Annotated in this window: 11 protein-coding genes; 8 read left to right on the forward strand and 3 right to left on the reverse strand. The window is 69.4% G+C overall.

Annotated features, from left to right (window positions below; genetic code table 11):
* Window positions 1-51: 51 nt before the first annotated feature.
* Window positions 52-5,460 (reverse strand): pullulanase-type alpha-1,6-glucosidase, encoded by a 5,409-nt coding sequence (pulA, locus tag ACIQTP_RS19625; protein WP_403401583.1) that lies wholly within the window; start codon window positions 5,458-5,460, stop codon window positions 52-54.
* 705 nt (window positions 5,461-6,165) lie between these two features.
* On the opposite strand from pulA, the gene ACIQTP_RS19630 reads away from it, so the two are divergent.
* From ACIQTP_RS19630 to ACIQTP_RS19660, 7 genes are all read left to right on the forward strand, one after another.
* Window positions 6,166-7,548, forward strand: a complete 1,383-nt coding sequence (locus ACIQTP_RS19630) for an alpha-amylase family protein (protein ID WP_403401585.1) — start codon at window positions 6,166-6,168, stop codon at window positions 7,546-7,548.
* 296 nt (window positions 7,549-7,844) lie between these two features.
* Window positions 7,845-9,134 (forward strand): extracellular solute-binding protein, encoded by a 1,290-nt coding sequence (locus ACIQTP_RS19635; protein ID WP_402037127.1) that lies wholly within the window; start codon window positions 7,845-7,847, stop codon window positions 9,132-9,134.
* A 705-nt stretch (window positions 9,135-9,839) separates the two neighbouring features.
* Entirely contained in the window at window positions 9,840-10,844 is a 1,005-nt protein-coding gene (locus tag ACIQTP_RS19640; protein WP_402037125.1) for a carbohydrate ABC transporter permease, read from the forward strand.
* 12 nt (window positions 10,845-10,856) lie between these two features.
* Window positions 10,857-11,762, forward strand: a complete 906-nt coding sequence (locus ACIQTP_RS19645) for a sugar ABC transporter permease (RefSeq protein WP_403401313.1) — start codon at window positions 10,857-10,859, stop codon at window positions 11,760-11,762.
* Between the two features lie 77 nt (window positions 11,763-11,839).
* Window positions 11,840-13,543: a glycoside hydrolase family 13 protein gene (locus ACIQTP_RS19650; protein ID WP_403401315.1), complete on the forward strand. Its 1,704-nt coding sequence runs from the start codon at window positions 11,840-11,842 to the stop codon at window positions 13,541-13,543.
* 25 nt (window positions 13,544-13,568) lie between these two features.
* Window positions 13,569-14,603: a LacI family DNA-binding transcriptional regulator gene (locus tag ACIQTP_RS19655; protein WP_095858125.1), complete on the forward strand. Its 1,035-nt coding sequence runs from the start codon at window positions 13,569-13,571 to the stop codon at window positions 14,601-14,603.
* Between the two features lie 110 nt (window positions 14,604-14,713).
* On the forward strand, window positions 14,714-15,574 hold the full coding sequence (locus ACIQTP_RS19660; protein WP_403401317.1) for a phosphatase PAP2 family protein: 861 nt from the start codon (window positions 14,714-14,716) through the stop codon (window positions 15,572-15,574).
* A gap of 323 nt (window positions 15,575-15,897) precedes the next feature.
* Here the strand turns inward: ACIQTP_RS19660 and ACIQTP_RS19665 are convergent, their stop codons facing one another.
* Window positions 15,898-16,785: a LysR substrate-binding domain-containing protein gene (locus ACIQTP_RS19665; RefSeq protein WP_403401587.1), complete on the reverse strand. Its 888-nt coding sequence runs from the start codon at window positions 16,783-16,785 to the stop codon at window positions 15,898-15,900.
* Window positions 16,786-16,875: 90 nt separating this feature from the next.
* Here ACIQTP_RS19665 and ACIQTP_RS19670 point away from each other — a divergent pair, with 90 nt between their 5' ends.
* Window positions 16,876-17,844 carry a DMT family transporter gene (locus tag ACIQTP_RS19670; RefSeq protein ID WP_403401319.1) on the forward strand — a complete coding sequence of 323 codons (969 nt, stop codon included), beginning with the start codon at window positions 16,876-16,878 and terminating at the stop codon, window positions 17,842-17,844.
* Window positions 17,845-17,962: 118 nt separating this feature from the next.
* On the opposite strand, the gene ACIQTP_RS19675 is transcribed toward ACIQTP_RS19670, so the two are convergent.
* Window positions 17,963-20,959 carry a bifunctional [glutamine synthetase] adenylyltransferase/[glutamine synthetase]-adenylyl-L-tyrosine phosphorylase gene (locus tag ACIQTP_RS19675; protein WP_403401321.1) on the reverse strand — a complete coding sequence of 999 codons (2,997 nt, stop codon included), beginning with the start codon at window positions 20,957-20,959 and terminating at the stop codon, window positions 17,963-17,965.
* Between the last annotated feature and the right edge of the window lie 180 nt (window positions 20,960-21,139).

A 21,139-nucleotide genomic window follows, 5' to 3' on the forward strand; every position in this document is an offset into this window, starting at 1 on the left:
ACCGGTGGGGCAGACCGGGTTCGAGGTCTGCCCCACCAAGATAATGCCCTTTCAGGAGGTCCGGGAGAATACCGCCACAGTGCGCCCCGGAACGGCGAACGTGCCCGATTTCGCCTCGTAAGAGGAGGATTTGACGGTAGGGTCAGCGCCCGCCGCCTGCACCGGGTGCAGCGCGTACGCCGTCCCGGCCAGGGCGCCGACCGTCTGCTCCTGTGTCTTCGGTGTCGCGTTGAAGACGACGACGAGGTCGCCGAGCTCCATCGTGATCACGCCGGGTGTCTCGTCCTTGCCGGACAGCGGGAAGGAGAGCTTCGACTGCACCTGCCCGGCGGTGGACAGCGAGAAGACGTTCTCCGTCGTACGGATCCGTTGCAGATCCTGGTACGCGGCGGAGCTGCCCTCGATCTGCGGGCATCCCACCTTGACGGTGCTCAACAGGGGTGTGGCGTAGGGCCACTTGGAGGCGTTGTCGGCCGCCGTCGGCAGTCCGCGTCCGAAGCCGTTGCCGTCCCGGCAGTCCCAGTGGATGGCGTTGAACCAGTCGCCGCTGTCGAACGAGTTGCGGTCGAGGGACTTGGAGCGCAGCAGGTCGGAGCCCGCCTGGGAGAGCGAAGGCCCCTGGGAGAGGGTGGCGGTCGCCATGGCGAGGACCTGCATCCGCGCCCGGTCGCTCGCGCTGGTCGCGGCGGGCAGCTTGTAGGTGAGCGCGTCGTACAGGGACTCGTTGTCGTGCGCGTCGGCGTACGCGAGGGCGTCACCCGGTGCCGCGGCGTAGCCGGCGGGCTGGCCGTTGTAGTCGACCTCGGAGCCCTTGACCTCCTTGCCGTCGGTGTCGGTGAAGCGGTAGGTGGCGAGGTTGCCGCTGAGCCCGATCTTGATGAGGTCCTGGTAGTGCAGCAGCCGGGCCTTCTGCTCGGCCGAAGTCCCGTTTGCGGTCGAGGAGTTGGGGTCGGTGTACAGCCCGGAGGCGAAGCCCTGGACGCCGGGGTCGGAGTCGAAGGGGCTGCCGCCGCGTACGGCGTCGCGTGCCCGGTCGGAGAAGGTCGCGATGCCCGTCCCGGCCATGTTCTTCTGGGTGGCCTGCACGAAACGGGCGTCGTCGGCGACCTCACCGAAGTTCCAGCCCTCCCCGTACAGGATGATCTTCTTGCCGTCGACCCCGTCCTTCGCTGGGGTCAGCGCGTCGAGGGCCTTGCGGACCGCGAGGATGTTGGCCTTGGGCTGGTGTCCCATGAGGTCGAAGCGGAAGCCGTCGACCTTGTACTCCTTGGCCCAGGTGACGATCGAGTCCACCACCAGCTTGCCCATCATGGCGTTCTCGGTGGCCGTGTTCGCACAGCAGGTGGAGTTGGCGACGGACCCGTCGGCGAGGAGCCGCTGGTAGTAGCCGGGCACGATCTTGTCGAGCACGCTCGTGTCCGCCTGCCCGCTGGCCGCGGTGTGGTTGTAGACGACGTCCATGACGACCCGCAGGCCGTCCTCGTTCAGCGACTTGACCATCCTGCGGAACTCGACCGTACGGCCGGTGCCGTCCGGGTCGCTCGCGTACGAGCCCTCCGGGACCGTGTAGTGGTACGGGTCGTAGCCCCAGTTGTAGGCGTCCTTCGCGGCGATCGCGGCGACGCACTCCTGCTGCTGCTGGGAGTCGGCGGCGTAGGAGGCGAGGTCGCAGCCGGTGGTCGCCTGGTCGGACTTCTTCTCGGGAATGGTGGCGATGTCGAAGGCGGGCAGGAGGTGGACGTACGAGGTGCCCGACGCGGCGAGGGCCCGCAGGTGCCTGGACCCGTCGCTGTTCTTGTCGGTGAAGGCGAGATAGGTGCCCTGGTCCTTCGCCGGGACGGTCTTGTCCGCCACCGAGAAGTCCCGGATGTGCAGCTCCTGGATCTGGGCGTCCCGCAGCGGCACGGCCTTGGGCTTCTTCAAGGAGGACCAGCCGCTCGGGGCGAGGGACTTGTCCTTCAGGTCGACGACGAGACTGCGCTCGGAGTCGGTGGTGAGGGCGAGCGAGTACGGGTCGGTGACCTTGTTGGTGACGATCTCGCGGACGGTGGGCGCCCACACCTTCACGACGTACCGGTAGGGCTTGTTCCGCCAGGACTTCGCGCCGGTGACGGACCAGACGCCGGTGGTGTCGTTCCTCTTCATGGCGACCGTGGAGCCGCCGAGCTCCAGCGCCACGCTCTGCGCGGTCGGCGCCCACACGGCCAGCGTGGGACGCCCGTCGCGGAACGTCGGGCCCAGCTGTGCCTTGGTCGCGTCGTACAGATCGTCCAGTACGCCGGCGATCTGGACGCCGGTCGCCGCGAGCACGGCCCCGTTGGCGGCCCGTTGCGAGGCGACGATCTGACCGTTCAGGGCCTTCTTCACCCGGCCTCGGTCGCGGGGGTCGACGGACCAGGCGGTGTAGTCCTTGAGGTACGGGAACGCGGCCTTCTGGGCGTCGGTGAGAGTGGTCCTGGTCAGGCGCAGCCACCGCTCGTCGTCACTGGTCAGCGTCCCGTCCTTGACGGCGATCGAGCCGTCGTGGGAGTACAGCAACTGGGTGGAGGCCGCGGCCTCGGAGCCGTTCCAGGCGACCGTGTTCCGGTCGATCCAGACCGCCTTGGAGGTGGTCAGGTCGAGCGCGGCCGCGCTGCCCGCGGGCTGCGGGAGCAGGTACTTCTCCTGGCCGTTCACCATCCACACCTCGTGGCCGTTCGCGGTGAGGTCGAGCGACTGGTCGGTCGGGAGGTCCTTCTCGTCGCCCTTGTGGAGGATGTAACCGAGGCTGGTCGCACCCTCGGTCAGCGGCACCTCGAAGACAGCGCCGTAGGCGTCGGTCTTCACCGGCTGAAGGGGCTTGGACCAGTCCGTGGGCGTCGCGGCCCCGGTCCAGACGTGCAGTCCCCACCCGGTGTAGTCACCGTCGGCGCGGTGGTAGTGCAGTACGGCCTTGGTCGTGTCCTGCGCCGGGTAGTCGGGCCGCTGGGTCTGTACGGCCTCCTTGCCCTGCTCGACCCAGACCTCGCCGGTCTTCGTGACGTCGATCGTGCGGTCGGCGGAGACGTCCTTGTTGCCGTCCTTGTCGATGACGAGGAAGCCGACGCTGGAGGCGCCCGGCTTCAGCTTCACGTAGGCGAAGGCCCCGTAGGCGTCCCGGCCGATGAAGTCGTGTCCCGCGGGCCAGGTCGTCGACTCGCCGTCGGCGAGGTCGCCCCAGGCGTACAGCCGCCAGTCGGTGTAGTCGCCGTCGGTGCGCTTGTAGTGGACGATCGCGTAGTCGCGCGAGGAGGCGGTGGGGACTTCGGGGGCGGGCGGGGTTCCGGTGGTGCTCGTGGCCGTCGCACTCGCGGTCCGCCCGGCCGAGTCGACGACCACCGCCTTGTAGCGCAGGGCGGTTCCTGCGGGTACGTCCTTGCCGATGACCTGGGTGACCTTGTACGGGGCGTGGTCGGCGGAGCCGAGCGTCCGCCACTTCCCGCCTCCGACCTGGGCGGCGAAGACGACGCGGTCGAGCTGACCGCCGGTGACGTCGGCGCCGAGCTCGACGGTGCCGGTCGCGCCCGCGTCCGGCGCCTTCAGGGTGAGCGAGGGCTTCGTGGCGGGGGCGCCGAGCGGGCGGGCCGCCTTGAGGACGACGGCGGAACCGGCCGGGACGGTGACGGTGACGTTCTTGTCCGCGTCACTCGTCAGCCGGGACGAGGTCCCGTAGATCCCCTGGAAGGTCATGTCGGCGGAGCCGGTCGCGAAGGTGGCCGTCTTCGCCTCGACCGCGTTGTTGAGGGCGACGAGGTACTCGGTCTTGTTGCCGCCCGTACGGGAGAAGGCGTAGATGCCCGCCCCGTCGGCCGCGTACCGCTCGGTCTGCACCCCGTCCGCGAGGGCCGGGTTGTCCTTGCGGAGCTTCGAGAGAGCGGCGATCTCCTTGTAGAGCGGTGCGCTCGTGTCGTAGGCGTCGCTCGCGTGCGTGCGGTCGGTGCCGAGCTCGTCGTCGTCGAGGTAGTCGGCGACCTTGGAGGCGAACATCGTCTGGCGGGCGTCCTTGTCGCCGCCCGCGCCGGTGAAGCCCTGCTCGTCGCCGTAGTAGACGACCGGGTTGCCGCGGCTGAGGAACATCAGCTCGTTGGCGAGCTCGTCCTTCTTCACCAGCTCGGCGTCGGTGGCCTTCGGGTTGTCCTGGTTCAGGAAGTACCCGATGCGGCCCATGTCGTGGTTGCCGAGGAAGGTGACCTGCTCGTACGCGTTGGCCTTGTCGGTCGTGTACTTGTAGTCGTCACCGAAGACCGAGGCGAGCTTCTTGGCGCTGCCGCCCTGGGAGGCGTACGAGCGTGCCGCGTCCTGGAAGGGGAAGTCGAGAGTGGCGTCGAGCCGGCCCTGGGTGACGTACGGGGAGGTGATCGACGTGTCGGCGGAGTAGACCTCGCCGAACATGAAGAAGTTCTTCCGGCCCCGCTCGGCCGCGTACTTGTCGAGCGCGGTGGCCCACTGCGTCCAGAACTCCATGTCCACGTGCTTCACGGTGTCGATCCGGAAGCCGTCGACGCCGAAGTCCCTGACCCACTTCTCGTAGATCTTCTCCATGCCGCTGACGACCTCGGGACGCTCGGTCCACAGGTCGTCGAGGCCGGAGAAGTCGCCGTAGGTGGTGGACTCGCCGGCATAGGTGGAGTCGCCGCGGTTGTGGTACATCGTCGGGTCGTTGAGCCAGGACGGCACCTTGGCGTTCTTCTTGGCGGCGGGCACGACGGGCGTACGGGGGAAGGATCCGGTGCCCACGGACGGGAACCCGGCGCCTGCCGCCGCGTAGTCGGCGTCGTCGAAGGGCTTCCCGTCCTTGGTCAGATACGGGAAGGCCCCCTTGGAGAGGTAGTCGTAGGACTTCTGCTCATAGTCGACGACGTCGGCGGTGTGGTTGGTGATGACGTCGAAGAAGACCTTCATGCCCTTGGCGTGCGCCTTGGAGATGAGGGTCGCGAGGTCCTTGTTGGTGCCGAAGTGCGGGTCGACCTGGGTGAAGTCGGTGATCCAGTAACCGTGGTACCCGGCCGAGGCGTTGCTGCCCTCGCCCTGCACGGGCTGGTTCTTGAAGATCGGCGCCATCCAGATGGCGGTGGTGCCGAGCTTCTTGATGTAGTCGAGCTTGCCGGTCAGCCCCTTCAGGTCGCCGCCCTGGTAGAAGCCCTTGTCCGTGGGGTCGTACCCGGTGCTGAGGCGCGAGCCGGTCAGCCCGCCCCGGTCGTTGGACGTGTCGCCATTGGCGAAACGATCCGGCATCACGAAGTAGAACTGCTCGCGCGTGTCGTCGTGCCGGGCCGGTTCGGCGGCGAGCTTCGCGTCCGAGGGCGGCGCGGGCGGGGTCTGCGCCCGCGCCGCGATCGGCTGAAGGAACGCCGCCGCGAGGGCGGCCACGGCGACGGCCGCGATTCTTCGCTGGGGTGGGGTACGGCGGCGCGCCCCGGGCGCCGGCCATCTCGGTATCAGGGCCACAGGCGTGAACTCCTAGTGAATACGGCTCAGTACGGCTACGGCTCGAACAGCTCGTCCGGACCGGCTTCAAGCCGAGACACGGCCTCGATGCCGGGCGACCGGCGCGACGGTATCGCCCACGCAAGCTTTACAGCAAGAGTCTTGAAACCCTGAGCAAGAACTTTCAGCGCCGGGTGCAGCTGACGCCGCAACCCGTTCCCGAGCCGGTGCTGTTGCCGCGGTTGGCGCCGGTGACGAAGCCGCCCGAGTTCGGGGGCGCCTCGGCATCTGCCAAGGGTGGCGAACCCGCGGATCGAGCAGCGCCGGGAGGAGCCGGGTGCGGGAACTTCGCGCCGGGTGCCGCCGTTGCGTGCGGCCTTGCACGTCAGCAGTTCGACCGTGCGGCGTGGACGGCCCGGGCGGGCAGCACGGCGGCTCCGCCGAAGGGCCGGCGGTCCGGCTGCGGGCGGGGGTGACGCCCGGGATCCGATCCGGCGCACGAAGGCTGCTCCTTGCGGGGGACGGAGGTGCGGGAGCGCGGTCAACTGTGGTGCCGGGGACGCAAGTTGGCCGTGGTGCGAGAGTGGGCACGGCCAAGTGGCCGCGTCAATACACATGTTGGAAGTTCTTTCGACATCTTGCTGAAACTCGAACCAACGGATAGCTTCCGTTCCCCCCACCCGCACGACGAAGTGCAGGAGCACCCACATGGCAAGAAACATGGCCAGGAAGACACTTGCCGCCTCGTTCGCCCTCGCGGCGGCCCTGACGGTCTCGGTGGCCCTCCCCCCGGGTGTCGCGGCGGCTTCCCCGCCGGGCACCAAGGACGTCACCGCCGTTCTGTTCGAGTGGAAGTTCGACTCGGTCGCCAAGGAATGCACCAACACGCTGGGGCCGGCCGGTTACGGCTACGTCCAGGTCTCACCACCCGCCGAGCACATACAGGGCTCGCAGTGGTGGACCTCGTACCAGCCCGTGAGCTACAAGATCGCCGGGCGGCTCGGTGACGCGACCGCCTTCCAGAACATGATCAACACCTGTCACGCGGCAGGCGTGAAGGTCGTGGCGGACACGGTCATCAACCATATGACGTCGGGTTCCGGCACCGGCACCGGCGGCTCTTCGTACACGAAGTACAACTACCCGGGCCTGTACTCCTCGTACGACATGGACGACTGCACGGCGACGGTCAGCGACTACACCAACCGCGCCAACGTCCAGAACTGCGAGCTCGTCGGGCTCGCCGACCTGGACACCGGCGAGGAGTACGTCCGCAAGACCATCGCCGGATACATGAACAGCCTGCTCGGGTACGGCGTGGACGGCTTCCGCATCGACGCGGCCAAGCACATCCCGGCGACCGACCTCGCCAACATCAAGTCGCGGCTGACCAATCCGTCGGTGTACTGGAAGCAGGAGGTCATCTACGGCGCCGGGGAGGCGGTCCAGCCGACCGAGTACACCGGCAACGGCGACGTGCAGGAGTTCCGGTACGCCTACGACCTCAAGCGGGTCTTCAACAACGAGAACCTCGCCTACCTGAAGAACTACGGCGAGGGCTGGGGCTATATGAGCAGCTCGGTCGCGGGCGTCTTCGTCGACAACCACGACACCGAGCGCAACGGGTCCACCCTGAACTACAAGGACGGGGCGAACTACACCCTCGCCAACGTCTTCATGCTCGCCTACCCGTACGGTGCCCCGGACATCAACTCCGGCTACGAGTGGTCGGACGTGGACGCCGGGCCACCCAACGGGGGCACGGTCAACGCCTGCTGGCAGGACGGCTGGAAGTGCCAGCACGCCTGGCCGGAGATCAAGTCGATGGTCGCCTTCCGCAACGCCACCCGGGGCCAGTCGGTCACCGACTGGTGGGACGACGGCAACGACGCGATCGCCTTCGGCCGCGGCGCCAAGGGGTACGTGGCCATCAACCACGAGTCTGGCTCGCTGACCCGGACCTATCAGACATCCCTCGCGGCGGGGACGTACTGCAACGTCCAAAGCAGCACCAGCGTCACGGTGAACAGCTCCGGGCAGTTCACGGCGACCCTCGGCGCGAACACGGCGCTGGCGCTCTACGCGGGCAAGACCAGCTGCTGAGCGGCCTCCGCGAGCCGCGCGGAGGGCGTAGAGAAGGCCGCACGGAAGGCCGTACCGAAAGCGCCGTATCGGACATACCCGATACGGCGCTTTCCTCTTTGCGACCCCTTTGCGACACCTTGCGGTAACGGGAACGTCACGCTTGCGGGATCTTGCGGAAATTTCCTTGCAACGTCTTTCGCAAGGACTTGCAGCGCTGTTAGTTTCCTCCCCAGCCCGGCGGCCGTCGATGGGACAGACGGCACCCGCGGTCCTCCCAAGGGAAGATCCGGGCAAACCCTCTTCTAGGAGTTCATATGCGACGTGGCATATCGATCGCCGCCGCGGTGACCGTCATCGCGCTGACCGCGACCGCCTGCGGTGGTTCCGACGACAACTCGTCGAGCAAGCCGAAGGCCGCCGGCGACATTTCCGGGACGATCACGTACTGGGACACATCGGACGCGGCGACCGAAGCCCCGACGTACAAGGCTCTCATCAAGAAGTTCGAGGCCAAGTACCCGAAGATCAAGGTGAACTACCAGAGCGTCCCGTTCAGCGACGTCGAGCAGAAGTTCAAGTCGGCGGCGAAGAGTGGCAAGGGTGCCCCGGACGTCGTCCGCACCGACGTCGGTCTGATGGCCGAGTACGCCTCGCTCGGTTACATCGCCCCTCTCGACGGCACGATCGCGCTGAAGGACACCTCGGACTTCAACTCGGGCCCGCTGAACACGGCCAAGTACAACGGCAAGACGTACGGCGTCCCCTCGGTCACCGACACCCTGGGTCTCCTCTACAACAAGGACCTCCTGAAGAAGGCCGGCATCGCGCAGCCGCCGACCACCTGGGACGAGTTCATCTCGGACTCTAAGACCATCAAGAAGAAGACCGGGGCGTACGGCACCTACCTCAACCCGGACTCGTACTTCCTGCTCCCGCTGCTCTACAGCAACAACGCGGACATGGCCGACACCTCGGCCAAGAAGATCACCATCTCCGACGCCAACGCCGTCACCGCGATCACCACGGCGAAGAAGATCCAGGACGAGGCGTCGATGAAGGTCGACTACGCCAACGCCTACCAGAACATGCAGACGGCGTTCAAGACCGGCAAGGTCGCCATGCTGGTCCAGGGTCCCTGGTCGGTCAGCGAGGACCTGAGCGGCAGCGCCTTCAAGGGCAAGGAGACCAACCTCGGCTACGCGCCCGTCCCGGCCGGCCCCGGTGGCAAGGCCCAGGCGCCGACCGGCGGTCACAACCTCGCGGTCTACCAGGGCTCCAAGAACCTGGACGCCGGGTACCTCTTCACCCAGTTCATGACCTCGACCGACAGCCAGGTCGAGATCGCCAAGGGCACCGGTACGCTGCCGACCCGCAAGTCGGCGTACACGGCCGAGGTCACGGCGGACGCCAAGATCGCCGGCTTCAAGCCGATCCTGGAGCAGACCGCCCGTCCGCGCGTCGCGCTGCCGCAGGTCGGCTCGCTCTTCACGCCGCTCGCGCAGAACTACGTGAAGATCCTGCAGGGCAGCGAGGACGTCAAGGCCGGTCTCGACGCCACCGCCAAGGAGTTCCAGAAGCTCCTGCCCGGCTACACCATCGGCTGACCAGGCAACCCCTGATCCACCGGTAACCCAAGAACGCGCAGCCCCGGGGAACGTTTTCCCCGCTGCCGCCCCGAACGGGGCTCCCCCGGGGCTGCGGTCACCGGTTCCCTCAGGATCACCGGGCCCCCGGACCCCGGGTCCACCAGACCCCCCGGACCAGCGGACCCCCGGACCGGGATCCCGGATCCACCAGCCCCGGGCCCCTGGACCCCGGGGTGACCAGACCTCCGGACTCCCCGGACCCCACGTCCACCGGATCCCCAGGCCGGGGTCCACCGGATCCCGGTCCCACCACCCTCCCGGACTTCCGGACCCCGGCCCCACCGGATCCCCGGGCCCCGGCCCCTCAGACCCTGGATCCACCAGACCACCGGACCCCGGGGCCCACGGACCACGGGCCCACCGGACCCCTGGATCTCAGGCCCACCAGACCACCAGACCCCCGTCCCTCGGACCCCGGATCCAACAGACCACCGGCCCTCGGACACACCAGACCACCGGACCCCGGGGCCCACGGACCACGGGCCACGGGCCACGGGCCACGGGTCCACCGGATCCCAGGCCCACCAGGCCACCGGATCCCCGGGGGACCGGACCCCCGGATCACCGGGCCCACCGGATCCCCGGGGGACCTGGGCCCCCGGACCACCGGACCCCCAGATCTCCTGATCCCCAGACCTCCGCATTTCCGCCGCGAAAGAGCCGATGAGGATGACGACCGCAGCGAGCACCGAGAAGACCGACCAGCCAGCGCCCGGCAAGAACGCCGCGCGCCCCCCGCGCGTTTCGGCGCTCCGGCGGTCCTGGGACAAGTACTGGTACGCCTGGGCCATGGTGACCCCGGTCGCCATCGTCCTCACCGTCCTCGTCCTGTATCCGCTCGGGTACGGCATCTACCAGTCGCTGACCGACGCCAACGAGTCGAACGTGGCGTCCACCATCGGCGCCTTCCACCGCCCGGCCACCTACAAGTTCGTCGGCCTCGACAACTACTGGCACGTGCTGTCGGGCGCGGACAGCGACTTCTACCCGCGTCTGCTGTGGACGGTCATCTGGACGGTGTCCTGCGTGACCCTCCAGGTCGGCATCGGCATGGGCCTCGCGGTGCTGCTCAACCGCAAGGTCCGCTTCCGCGGTTTCTACCGCGCCATGCTGATCCTGCCCTGGGCCGTCCCCTCGTTCATCGGCGTCTTCGCCTGGCGGCTGATGCTCAACTCCCAGTACGGCGTCTTCAACGAGATCATCACCGCGTTCGGCCTGCCGGCCCAGGACTGGCTCGGCACCCCGCTCGCCCAGAAGATCGCCGTCATCATGGTGAACGTCTGGATCGGCGTCCCCTTCAACATGGTCGCGGTGCTCGGCGGACTCCAGTCCATCCCCAGGGAGCTGTACGAGGCCGCCGAGATGGACGGCGCCTCCCCCTGGCAGCGCTTCGTCAACGTGACGCTGCCCGGTCTGCGCCCGGTGTCGAACACGGTGATCCTGCTCGGCTGCATCTGGACGTTCAACATGTTCAACGTCATCTATCTGCTGCTGGGCAACAACACGAGCGGCGACGCCGACATCCTCGTCACCTTCGCCTTCCGCAAGGCGTTCACCGGCATCTCGGACTACGCGGGCGCGGCGACGTACGGGATCATCATCCTCGCCCTCCTGCTGGCCTTCTCGACCTTCTACCGCCGCAGCACCCTGAAGTCCGAGCAGGCGTAAGGAGCCCTCGCCATGACCGCAGCAACCCACGAGTCCTCCGCGACCGCCGCCCCCGGCCGGTCCGCCGTGGCCACCCCCCGCAAGGCGCGCGGCCGCGAGGAGCGCAGCCTCGGCTCCTCGATCGCCCTGCACGGCACGCTGATCGTCGCCACGGTGATCGCGGCCTTCCCGGTGATGTGGATCCTGTTCATCTCGCTCGGCCCGAAGAACGCCTGGCAGCAGCCGAGCGAGGTGTTCTCGCACCTCAGCCTGCACAACTACAGCGATGTGCTGTCCCAGACGGACCTGCCGAAGTGGTTCCTGAACACCGTCGTCGTGGCGGGCGGCACCACCGTGCTCGGCGTCTTCCTCGCGGCGACCGCCGGATACGCGGTGTCCCGGATGAAGTTCCCCGGCAGCAGGCAGCTGATGTGGACCTTCCTGGTCACGCAGATGTTCCCCAGTATCGTGCTGATCGTGCCGCTTTATCTCCTTATGTCCGAGCTGAACCTGCTGGACAACTACCTCGGTCTGATCCTGGCGTACGCGACGACGGCGGTGCCGTTCTGCGCCTGGATGATGAAGGGGTACTTCGACACCATCCCCAAGGAGATAGACGAGGCGGGCCGGGTGGACGGGCTCACCCCGTTCGGCACGTTCTGGCGGCTGATCGTGCCGCTGGCCAAGCCGGGCCTCGCCGTGACCGCGTTCTACAGCTTCCTCACCGCCTGGGGCGAGGTCGCGTACGCGACGCAGTTCATGCAGTCCGACCACTACACGCTCGCCGTCGGCATCCGCACCTTCGCGCAGGACCAGCGGCCCGACTGGGCGTGGACCTCGGCCACGGCGATCATCATCACCCTTCCGGCGGCCCTCGTCTTCATGCTGGTGCAGCGCAGCCTGGTCTCCGGTCTGACGGCCGGAGGCACGAAATCCTGACGGCCCGCCCGCACTTAGCGGACCCCTCGTACGCAGCAAGCGCCTCCGTCGTTCCCCCCGCACCCCTAAGGGAATCCATGACCCAGCACGCCACCGACGCACTCCCCACCGACGCCTCCTCCGCCGCCTCCGGGCGCCGGGAGTGGTGGCGCGACGCGGTCATCTACCAGGTCTATCCGCGCAGCTTCGCGGACGGCAACGGCGACGGCATGGGTGACCTGCCCGGCGTCCGGGCCCGGCTCCCGTACCTCAAGGACCTCGGCGTCGACGCGGTGTGGCTGTCCCCCTTCTACGCCTCCCCGCAGGCGGACGCGGGCTACGACGTGGCCGACTACCGCGCGGTGGACCCGATGTTCGGCAACCTCACGGACGCCGACGACCTGGTGCGGGACGCGCACGGGCTGGGGCTGCGGGTGATCGTCGACCTGGTGCCCAACCACTGCTCCGACCAGCACGAGTGGTTCAAGCAGGCGCTGCGCGAGGGCCCGGGTTCGCCGATCCGGGAGCGCTTCCACTTCCGTGCCGGCAAGGGTGAGAACGGCGAACTGCCCCCCAACGACTGGGAGTCCATCTTCGGCGGCCCGGCCTGGACCCGCGTCGAGGACGGCGAGTGGTACCTGCACCTGTTCGCGCCCGAGCAGCCCGACTTCAACTGGGACCACCCGGCCGTCCACGACGAGTTCCGCTCCATCCTGCGCTTCTGGCTGGACCTCGGCATCGACGGCTTCCGCATCGACGTCGCCCACGGCCTCGTCAAGGCGGCGGGTCTGCCCGACATCGGCCACGACGAGCAGGTCAAGCTGCTCGGCACCGAGTCCGTGCCGTACTTCGACCAGGACGGCGTGCACGAGATCTACCGCAGCTGGCGGCGGATCCTCGACGAGTACACCGGAAATGAGACAGGGCCCGAAGGGCCTTCCTTGGAAGGGCGGGGGCGGGAGACGGGCGGGCGGATCGCCGTGGCCGAGGCGTGGACGCCGACCGTCGAGCGCAGTGCGCTGTACCTGCGCCCGGACGAGCTGCACCAGGCCTTCAACTTCTCCTATCTGACCACCGGATGGAACGCGGCGGACCTGCGCGACGTCATCGACCGCTCGCTCGGCGCCATGAACGCCGTGCACGCGCCCGCGACCTGGGTCCTGTCCAACCACGACGTGGTACGGCACTCCACGCGTCTCGCGGAAGGGGACGAGGCGCGTGGTCTGCGCCGGGCCCGGGCGGCGACCCTGCTCATGCTGGCACTGCCCGGCTCGGCGTACCTCTACCAGGGCGAGGAGCTCGGGCTGCCCGAGGTCGTCGACCTGCCCGACGAGGTCCGCCAGGACCCGGCGTTCTTCCGCAGCGCGGGCCAGGACGGCACCCGCGACGGCTGCCGGGTGCCGCTGCCGTGGTCCGGCGAGGTCGCGCCGTTCGGCTTCGGCCCGGTCGAGGGCGGCCCGAGCTGGCTGCCGCAGCCGGCCTCCTGGAAGAACCTCACGGTCGAGGCGCAGGAGGGCGACCCCACCTCGACGCTGGAGTTCTACCGCAGCGCGCTCGCGGTGCGCCGCGAGCACCCGGCGCTCGGCGCGGGCCGCCAGGTGACCTGGCTGCCGACCCCCGACGGGGTCCTCGCCTTCCGCCGGGACACCGCCGACGGCTCCTTCGTCTGCACGGTGAACCTCACCGCGGTCCCCCTCCCGCTGCCCACCCCGGGCACCCTGCTGCTCGCCAGCGTGGACGTCGAGCCGGGTACCGAAACGACCGAACTGCCCGCAGATTCAACGGTCTGGTGGGCAGTCTGAGATGCGACCGGTACAGTCCAATCCTGTGACCACACGGCTTGCCGACATCGCAGCCCAGGCGGGGGTCAGCGAGGCGACTGTCAGCCGCGTCCTGAACGGGAAGCCGGGCGTCGCCGCGACCACCCGCCAGTCCGTCCTGGCCGCGCTGGACGTCCTGGGCTACGAGCGCCCGGTCCGGCTGCGGCAGCGCAGCGAGGGCCTGGTGGGTCTGATCACTCCGGAGCTGGAGAACCCCATATTTCCGGCCCTGGCGCAAGTCATCGGCCAGGCCCTGACCCGTCAGGGCTACACCCCGGTCCTCGCCACCCAGACGCCGGGCGGCTCCACCGAGGACGAGCTGACGGAGATGCTGGTGGACCGGGGCGTCGCCGGCATCATCTTCGTCTCCGGTCTGCACGCCGACACCTCGGCGGACATGCAGCGCTATGAGCAGCTGCGCGCCCAGGGCGTCCCGTTCGTCCTGGTCGACGGTTTCTCGCCGAAGGTCCAGGCACCCTTCATCTCCCCGGACGACCGCGCGGCGATGGCCCTCGCGGTCACACACCTCGTCTCTCTCGGGCACACCAACATCGGACTCGCCCTGGGTCCGAAGCGGTTCGTGCCCGTGCAGCGGAAGATCGAGGGCTTCGTGCGCACGATGCAGGAGCAGTTGGGGCTGAGCCCGGCCGACATCGAGGAGCGACTGGTCCAGCACTCGTTGTACACCCTGGAGGGTGGTCAGGCCGCGGCCACCGCCCTCATGGACCGGGCGTGCACGGCGGTGGTCTGCGCGAGCGACATGATGGCTCTCGGCGCGATACGGGCGGCGCGTCAGCGGGGCCTGGAGGTGCCGAAGGACATATCGGTCGTCGGCTTCGACGACTCTCCTCTGATCGCCTTCACCGACCCGCCCCTGACGACGATCCGCAAGCCCGTCCCGGCCATGGGTCAGGCGGCCGTGCGGACGTTGCTGGAGGAGATCGGTGGAACTCCGGCGCCGCACAGTGAGTTCGTGTTCATGCCGGAGCTGGTGGTGCGCGGTTCGACCGCTTCGGCCCCTGGGGACCGGAATCGTCCTTGAGGAGGAGCGCATACGTTGCGCGTAGGACTCCTCCTGGCGTAGAACGTGCGGCCAGGACCCAACCAGGGGATGATCGGTCGCGGAACGCTTTTCTGGCAGACTTTGCGCCTATGGGTGAGACGACCGTGACGACACTGGAAGGCCAGGACCGGGCCGCTCCACGCCCCGTCGCGGAGGAGAACGCGGGGAAGGCGTTCCTGCGCCGGCTGCGCACCCCGCGTCGCCCCCGCTTCTGGTTCGAGATCTTGCTCATCGCCGTGAGTTACTGGACCTACTCGCTGATCCGCAACGCCGTGCCCGAGCAGAAGCAGGAGGCACTGCGCAACGCCGACTGGCTGTGGCGCATGGAGCACCACCTCGGGATCGCCGTCGAGCAGTCGGTCAACCACGCCGTGAACTCGGTGACATGGCTGATCATCGGAATGAACTACTACTACGCGACGCTGCACTTCGTCGTGACGCTCGGTGTCCTGGTGTGGCTCTATCACAGCCACCCCGGCCGGTATGCGGCGGCACGCCTCGCGCTCTTCGCCACCACGGCGGTGGCCCTGCTCGGCTACTACTTCTTCCCGCTCGCCCCGCCCCGCCTGATGAACGGCGGCGACTTCGTCGACACGGTGGTCGTCCACCACACGTGGGGTTCCATGGCCTCCGGGGACCTCAAGCACATGTCGAACCAGTACGCCGCGATGCCGTCGATGCACATCGGCTGGTCCCTGTGGTGCGGTCTGACCATCTTCGCCCTGGCCTCGGTGCCGTGGGTCCGCGTCCTGGGCCTGCTCTACCCGGCGGCCACGCTGCTGGTCATCGTCTCCACCGCCAACCACTTCTGGCTGGACGCGGTGGGCGGCATGCTCTGCCTGACCTTCGGCTTCACGGTCGCCCGCCTCTGGTACGGCGCTCTGCCGTACGCCCTGCCCCGCTGGGTTCCAGGTACGCGCGGCGCGCCCCTGGTGCCGCTGGAGACCTGACACCCGGAGCTGTCGTCGCACGGGCCCGTCGGTCACCGACGGGCCCGTTCGCTGTCCGCCTCCGTCCCAGTCCCCTCGTGACCGCCCTCCAGCGCCTGCATCCCGCCGAGACCGCCCCCGGCGGCAGCGGCCCCCAGGGGGCTCGCGGGCGGTCACGAGCATCCCCCGGACGTCGTACGGGGCGCTCGGCCAGTCCGAGCCGCGCGAACCGGCCGATCGGCCGCGTCACCGATGGTGTGGGTGGCCGCAGGGACCCCGGCGGCGTGCAGATGCCGTACGGCGGCGGTGTACGCCTCGGGATCGGGCGCAGGCGGCGTGAGCGGTTACCGCTCGGGGTGGGCCGCACCCCGGAGCGCATCCAGCAGCCCACGCAACGCCGGCCGATCCGCGGCACGGGGAGCCGCCTCCCGCACCGCCGCGTAAAGGACCCGCACCGGCTCGGGGGCGCGCACCTTCCGCACCACCACACCGGGGTGCCGGCTCCCCAGCCCGAGCCGGGGAATCAGGCTCACTCCGAGCCCGGCCGCCACGAAGCCCTGAGCGGTGGCGTAGTCCTCGCTCTGCACCGCGAACGAGGGCCGGAACCCGGCAGCCGCACAGGCGTCCAACTGCGCGTCGAGACAGGGCCCCGGCCACTCGCTCCCGACCCACGGCTCATCGGCCAGTTCCGCCAGTTCGAGCAGCCGCCGCCCCGCGAGCCGATGCTCCCTGGGCAGCACGACCCGGTACGGATCATCGAGCAGACGCACCAGCCGTAAGCCCTCGGGACCGGTACCGTCGGCGCGCACCACGAGGGCGAGATCGGCCCGCCCCTCCTTCACGTCGGGCAGCGGATCCTCGACATCGATCAGCTTCAACTCCACCCTCACGCCGGGGTGTTCGCGCCGAAACCGCGCAACGGCGGGAGCGACCAGCGCGGCCCCGGCCGTGGCGAAGTACCGCACCGCTAGCCGCCCCGTCCTCCCCGCCCGCAGATCCGCGAGGGCGGTCTCCGCCTCGGCGACCTGCCGCCCGATGGCGTCCGCGTACTCGGTCAGCAGCAGCCCCGCCGCGGTGGGCCGCACCCCGCGCCCGACCCGCTCCAGCAGCTCGGTCCCCGCCTGCTTCTCCAGCGCCCCGATCTGCTGACTGACGGCGGACGGCGTGTACCCCAGATCCGCCGCGGCCGCCGTCACCGACCCACTGCTGACCACAGCCCTCAGCACCTGCATACGCCGCACATCAAGCATGAAGCACACCTTAACAGTGCATGCAAAACACTTCACTTGTCCTCAATCCAAAAACCACGGACGGTAGGACGCATGGCAAGCCCCGTCACCGCCTCGCCCTCCCCCCTCCGCTCCTCTCTCCGCATGGCCACCTTGGCGCTCCTCTGGGGCTCCGGCTTCCTCTGGATCAAACTGGCCCTGGAGCACGGCCTGTCCCCCGCCCACCTCACCCTCACCCGCTGCGCCCTGGGCACGGCGGTCCTCCTGCTCCTGGCCCGCGGGGCGCACCAGCGCCTCCCCCGCTCCCGCTCCCTCTGGCTCCATGTGACCGTCGCGGCGCTGTTCTGCAACGCGATCCCCTTCGCCCTCCTCGCGCTCGGCGAGCAGACGGTCGACTCCGGGATCGCGGGCGTCATGAACGCGACCACTCCCCTCTGGTCGCTCCTTCTGGGCGCGGTCCTCGGCACGGACCGCGTCCTCCGCCCCCTCCGCCTGACCGGCCTGTTCCTCGGCTTCGCGGGCGTCCTGCTGATCTTCGCCCCCTGGCAGCACGACGGCCTGGCCGGCTGGGGTGCCGGAGCCCTCCTGGCCGCCGCGGCGAGCTATGCGATCGCCTTCACCTACATGGCCCGCCACCTCACCCCCCGCGGCGCCCCCCTGGCCGTATCGGCGGCCCAACTCCTCATGGCCACGGCCTGGACGAGCCTGGCCCTCCCCACGGCGGCCCCGTCCCACCCCGACACCACGGCTCTGCTGGCGGTCACCGTCCTCGGCGTCTTCTCCACCGGCCTGACCTTCTACCTCAACTACCGCATGATCGCCGAAGAGGGCCCCACCAGCGCGGCCACGGTCGGCTACCTGCTCCCCGTGGTCTCGGTGACGCTCGGCGCCCTGGTCCTGAACGAGACGCTCGGCCTCCGCACCCTGGCGGGCATGGCGGTGGTCCTGGCCGGAGTGGCAGCCACCCGCACCCGCACCCGGACGGAAGGGGCCGTGCCGGTACGTCAAAGCCCGTCGCTCACGTCCGGGCCTGGAAGCGGCTCCCCACAGGGCAACGCCTGATCCGGCGGCGACGGGCTGACGTACCGGCACGGCCCCGCCACCCCCACCGAGCCGCAGGCACCCAAACCCCAAAACCAAGGCCCCAAAACCAAAGCCCCAGGCCCCAGGCCCCCAAGGCTCACGCCCCGTAGAACAGCACCTCCACCACGGCCCGAGCCCGCCGAGTGGTCCGCCGATAGTCCTCGAGCATGTCGCCGACATGACCGGGCCCGTACCCCAAGTACCGCCCGACCGCGGCGAGTTCACGTCCGTCGGAGGGAAACGTGTCCCCGGCCCGCCCTCGCACCAGCATCACCGCGTTGCGCACCCGCGTCGCCAGCACCCACGCCTCGTCCAGGATGGCCGCGTCCTCCCCGGACACCAGCCCCGCCGCGCACGCCGCGCCCAGCGCCTCCCGTGTCCGAGTGGTCCGCAGCCCCGGCTCCGCCCACCCGTGCTGCAACTGGAACAGCTGCACGGTCCACTCCACGTCGGACAGCCCGCCCCGCCCCAGCTTGGTGTGCAGCGTCGGATCGGCCCCGCGGGGCATCCGTTCCGACTCCATCCGGGCCTTCAGCCGCCGGATCTCCCGTACGGCGTCGTCACCGAGCCCCTCCGCGGGATACCGCAACGGATCGGCCAGCTCGATGAACCGCCGCCCCAGGTCCTCGTCCCCCGCGACGAACTCGGCCCGTAGGAGGGCCTGCGACTCCCACACCAGCGACCACCGCCGGTAGTACGCCTCATAGGAGTTCAGCGTCCGCACCAAAGGCCCGGACTTCCCCTCGGGCCGCAGATCGGCGTCGATCAGCAAGGGCGGATCCGCACTGGAGACCTGAAGCAACCGCCGCATCTCCGAAACCACCGCGTTGGCCGCCCGAGATGCCTCCTGCTCGTCGACACCTTCCCGGGGCTCATGCACGAACAGCACATCCGCATCGGACCCGTAACCGAGCTCGTGCCCCCCGAACCGCCCCATCCCGATGACGGCGAACCGGGTGGGCAGCGTGTCCCCCCATCTGTCCCGCACCACCGCCCGCAGAGTCCCCGCCAGCGTCGCCGCCGTCAGGTCGGACACCGCCCCGCCCACCTGATCCACCAGCGCGCCCTGATCGGCGACGGCGGGTGTCTCCTCGGTGCCGTACGAGGCGACGATGTCCGCGGCGGCCGTACGGAACAGCTCCCGCCGCCGCACACCACGCGCGGCGGTCACCGCCTGCTCGCCCCCGTCGGCCCGCCTCACCGCGGCGAGGATCTCCTGCTCCAGATGGGCACGGCTGCGCGGTTCGAGGCCGCCCGCGTCCCCGTCGCCGAGCAGCGCGACGGCCTCCGGCGCCCGCATCAACAGGTCGGGAGCGAGCCGCCCGGCCGACAGCACACGCGCCAGGTTCTCCGCCGCGGCCCCTTCGTCCCTCAACAGCCGCAGGTACCAGGGGGTCTTGCCCAGGGCGTCCGAGACCTTGCGGAAGTTCAGCAACCCGGCGTCAGGGTCGGCGGAATCCGCGAACCACCCCAACAGCACGGGCAGCAAGGTCCGCTGAATCGCGGCCTTCCGTGAAACCCCGGATGCCAGCGCCTCCAAATGCCGCAGCGCCGCGGCCGGATCGGCGTACCCGAGGGCGACGAGCCGCTCCCGCGCTGCGGTCGGACTCAACCGGCTCTCACCCGGGGCGAGTTGGGCCACGGCGTCCAGCAGCGGCCGGTAGAACAACTTCTCGTGCAGCCGCCGTACGACAGCCGCGTGCCGCTTCCACTCACGGTTCAACTCGACGACGGGATCGGCCCGAAGGCCGAGCGAGCGCCCGATGCGCCGCAGATCGGCATCGTCCTCGGGCACCAGATGAGTCCGCCGCAGCCGGTAGAGCTGTATCCGGTGCTCCATGGACCGCAGGAACCGATAGGAGTCGTCGAGCTGCACGGCATCGGCCCGCCCGACATACCCACCGGCCGCGAGCGCCCCCAACGCGTCCAGCGTGGTTCCGCTGCGCAGCGAGGTGTCGGCCCGCCCGTGCACCAACTGGAGGAGCTGGACGGCGAATTCGACATCGCGCAGTCCCCCCGGTCCGAGCTTCAGCTCGCGCTCGATCTCGGCGACGGGAATGTTCTCCACGACCCGCCGCCGCATCTTCTGTACGTCGGCGACGAAGTTCTCCCGCTCCGCGGCGTGCCACACCAGGGGCGCCAGCGTGGCCACGTACTCCTCGCCGAGCTCGAGGTCCCCGGCCACGGGCCGAGCCTTCAACAGGGCCTGGAACTCCCAGGTCTTGGCCCACCGCTGGTAATAGGCGAGGTGACTGCTCAAGGTCCGTACAAGCGGCCCGTTCCGCCCCTCGGGCCGCAGATTCGCGTCGACGGGCCAGATACTGCCCTCGACGGTGGTCTCGGAACAGATCCGCATCATGTGGGAGGCGAGCCGGGTGGCGGCCTGCAGCGCCTTGCGCTCGTCAGCCCCTTCCACCGCCTCCCCCACGAAGATGACATCGACGTCGGACACGTAGTTCAGCTCGTGCCCCCCGCACTTCCCCATCGCGATCACCGCGAGCCGGCACAGCGCGGCGTCGTCGGGCGCGGCGTTCCCGGCGATGGCGAGCGCGGCGCGCAGGGTGGCCGTGGCGAGGTCGGCGAGTTCGGCGGCGGTCTGGGCGAGGTCGGTGGTGCCGCACACGTCACGTGCGGCGATGGACAGCAGACAGCGCCGGTAGGCGACGCGCAGGGCGACGGGATCGGTCGCCTGCGCCAGCCCCCGCTCGAACTCCCGTACCCCGGGGTGGAGGTCCTGGGGCTCGTACGTCACGAGCTCCTGCCAGTCGCTCGGGTGCCGGGCGAGGTGGTCGGCGAGGGCGGCGGAGGCACCGAGGACGCCGAGCAGCCGGTCGCGCAGCGGTTTGGCCGCGATCAGGGTGTCGAGGAGTTCCCGCTCGGCGATGTGGCCGTCCTGCGCCTCGACGAGCCGGACGAGCCCGAGCAGCGCGAGATCGGGATCGGCGGTGGCGCCGAGCGCGTCGAGGAGCACCGGATCGGACCGTACGGGCTCGAGCTCCGCGCCGTCCAGGAGGCGCTCGGCGGCCGACGGATCGGTGAAGCCGTGTCGCAGCAGTCGCGTGAAGGTGCTGCTCCTGCGCCCCGGCGCCATCATCCTGGGCCCTCCCGTCGGATCAGGTCGCACGACCGGTCCGATCAAGGTCGTACGAGCCTGAGCCTAACCCCGGTCCCCACGGTGGCGCCCCGCGCCGTAATCGGCTTCCGTAGGAGGTGTCCTTGGAGTGCCTCGTAGAGGTGCCTCGTGCGAGCAGCGAGGGAGAGCAGGAAAAGTAAG

This window comes from Streptomyces sp. NPDC090798, assembly GCF_044768965.1.
Lineage (GTDB): Bacteria > Actinomycetota > Actinomycetes > Streptomycetales > Streptomycetaceae > Streptomyces.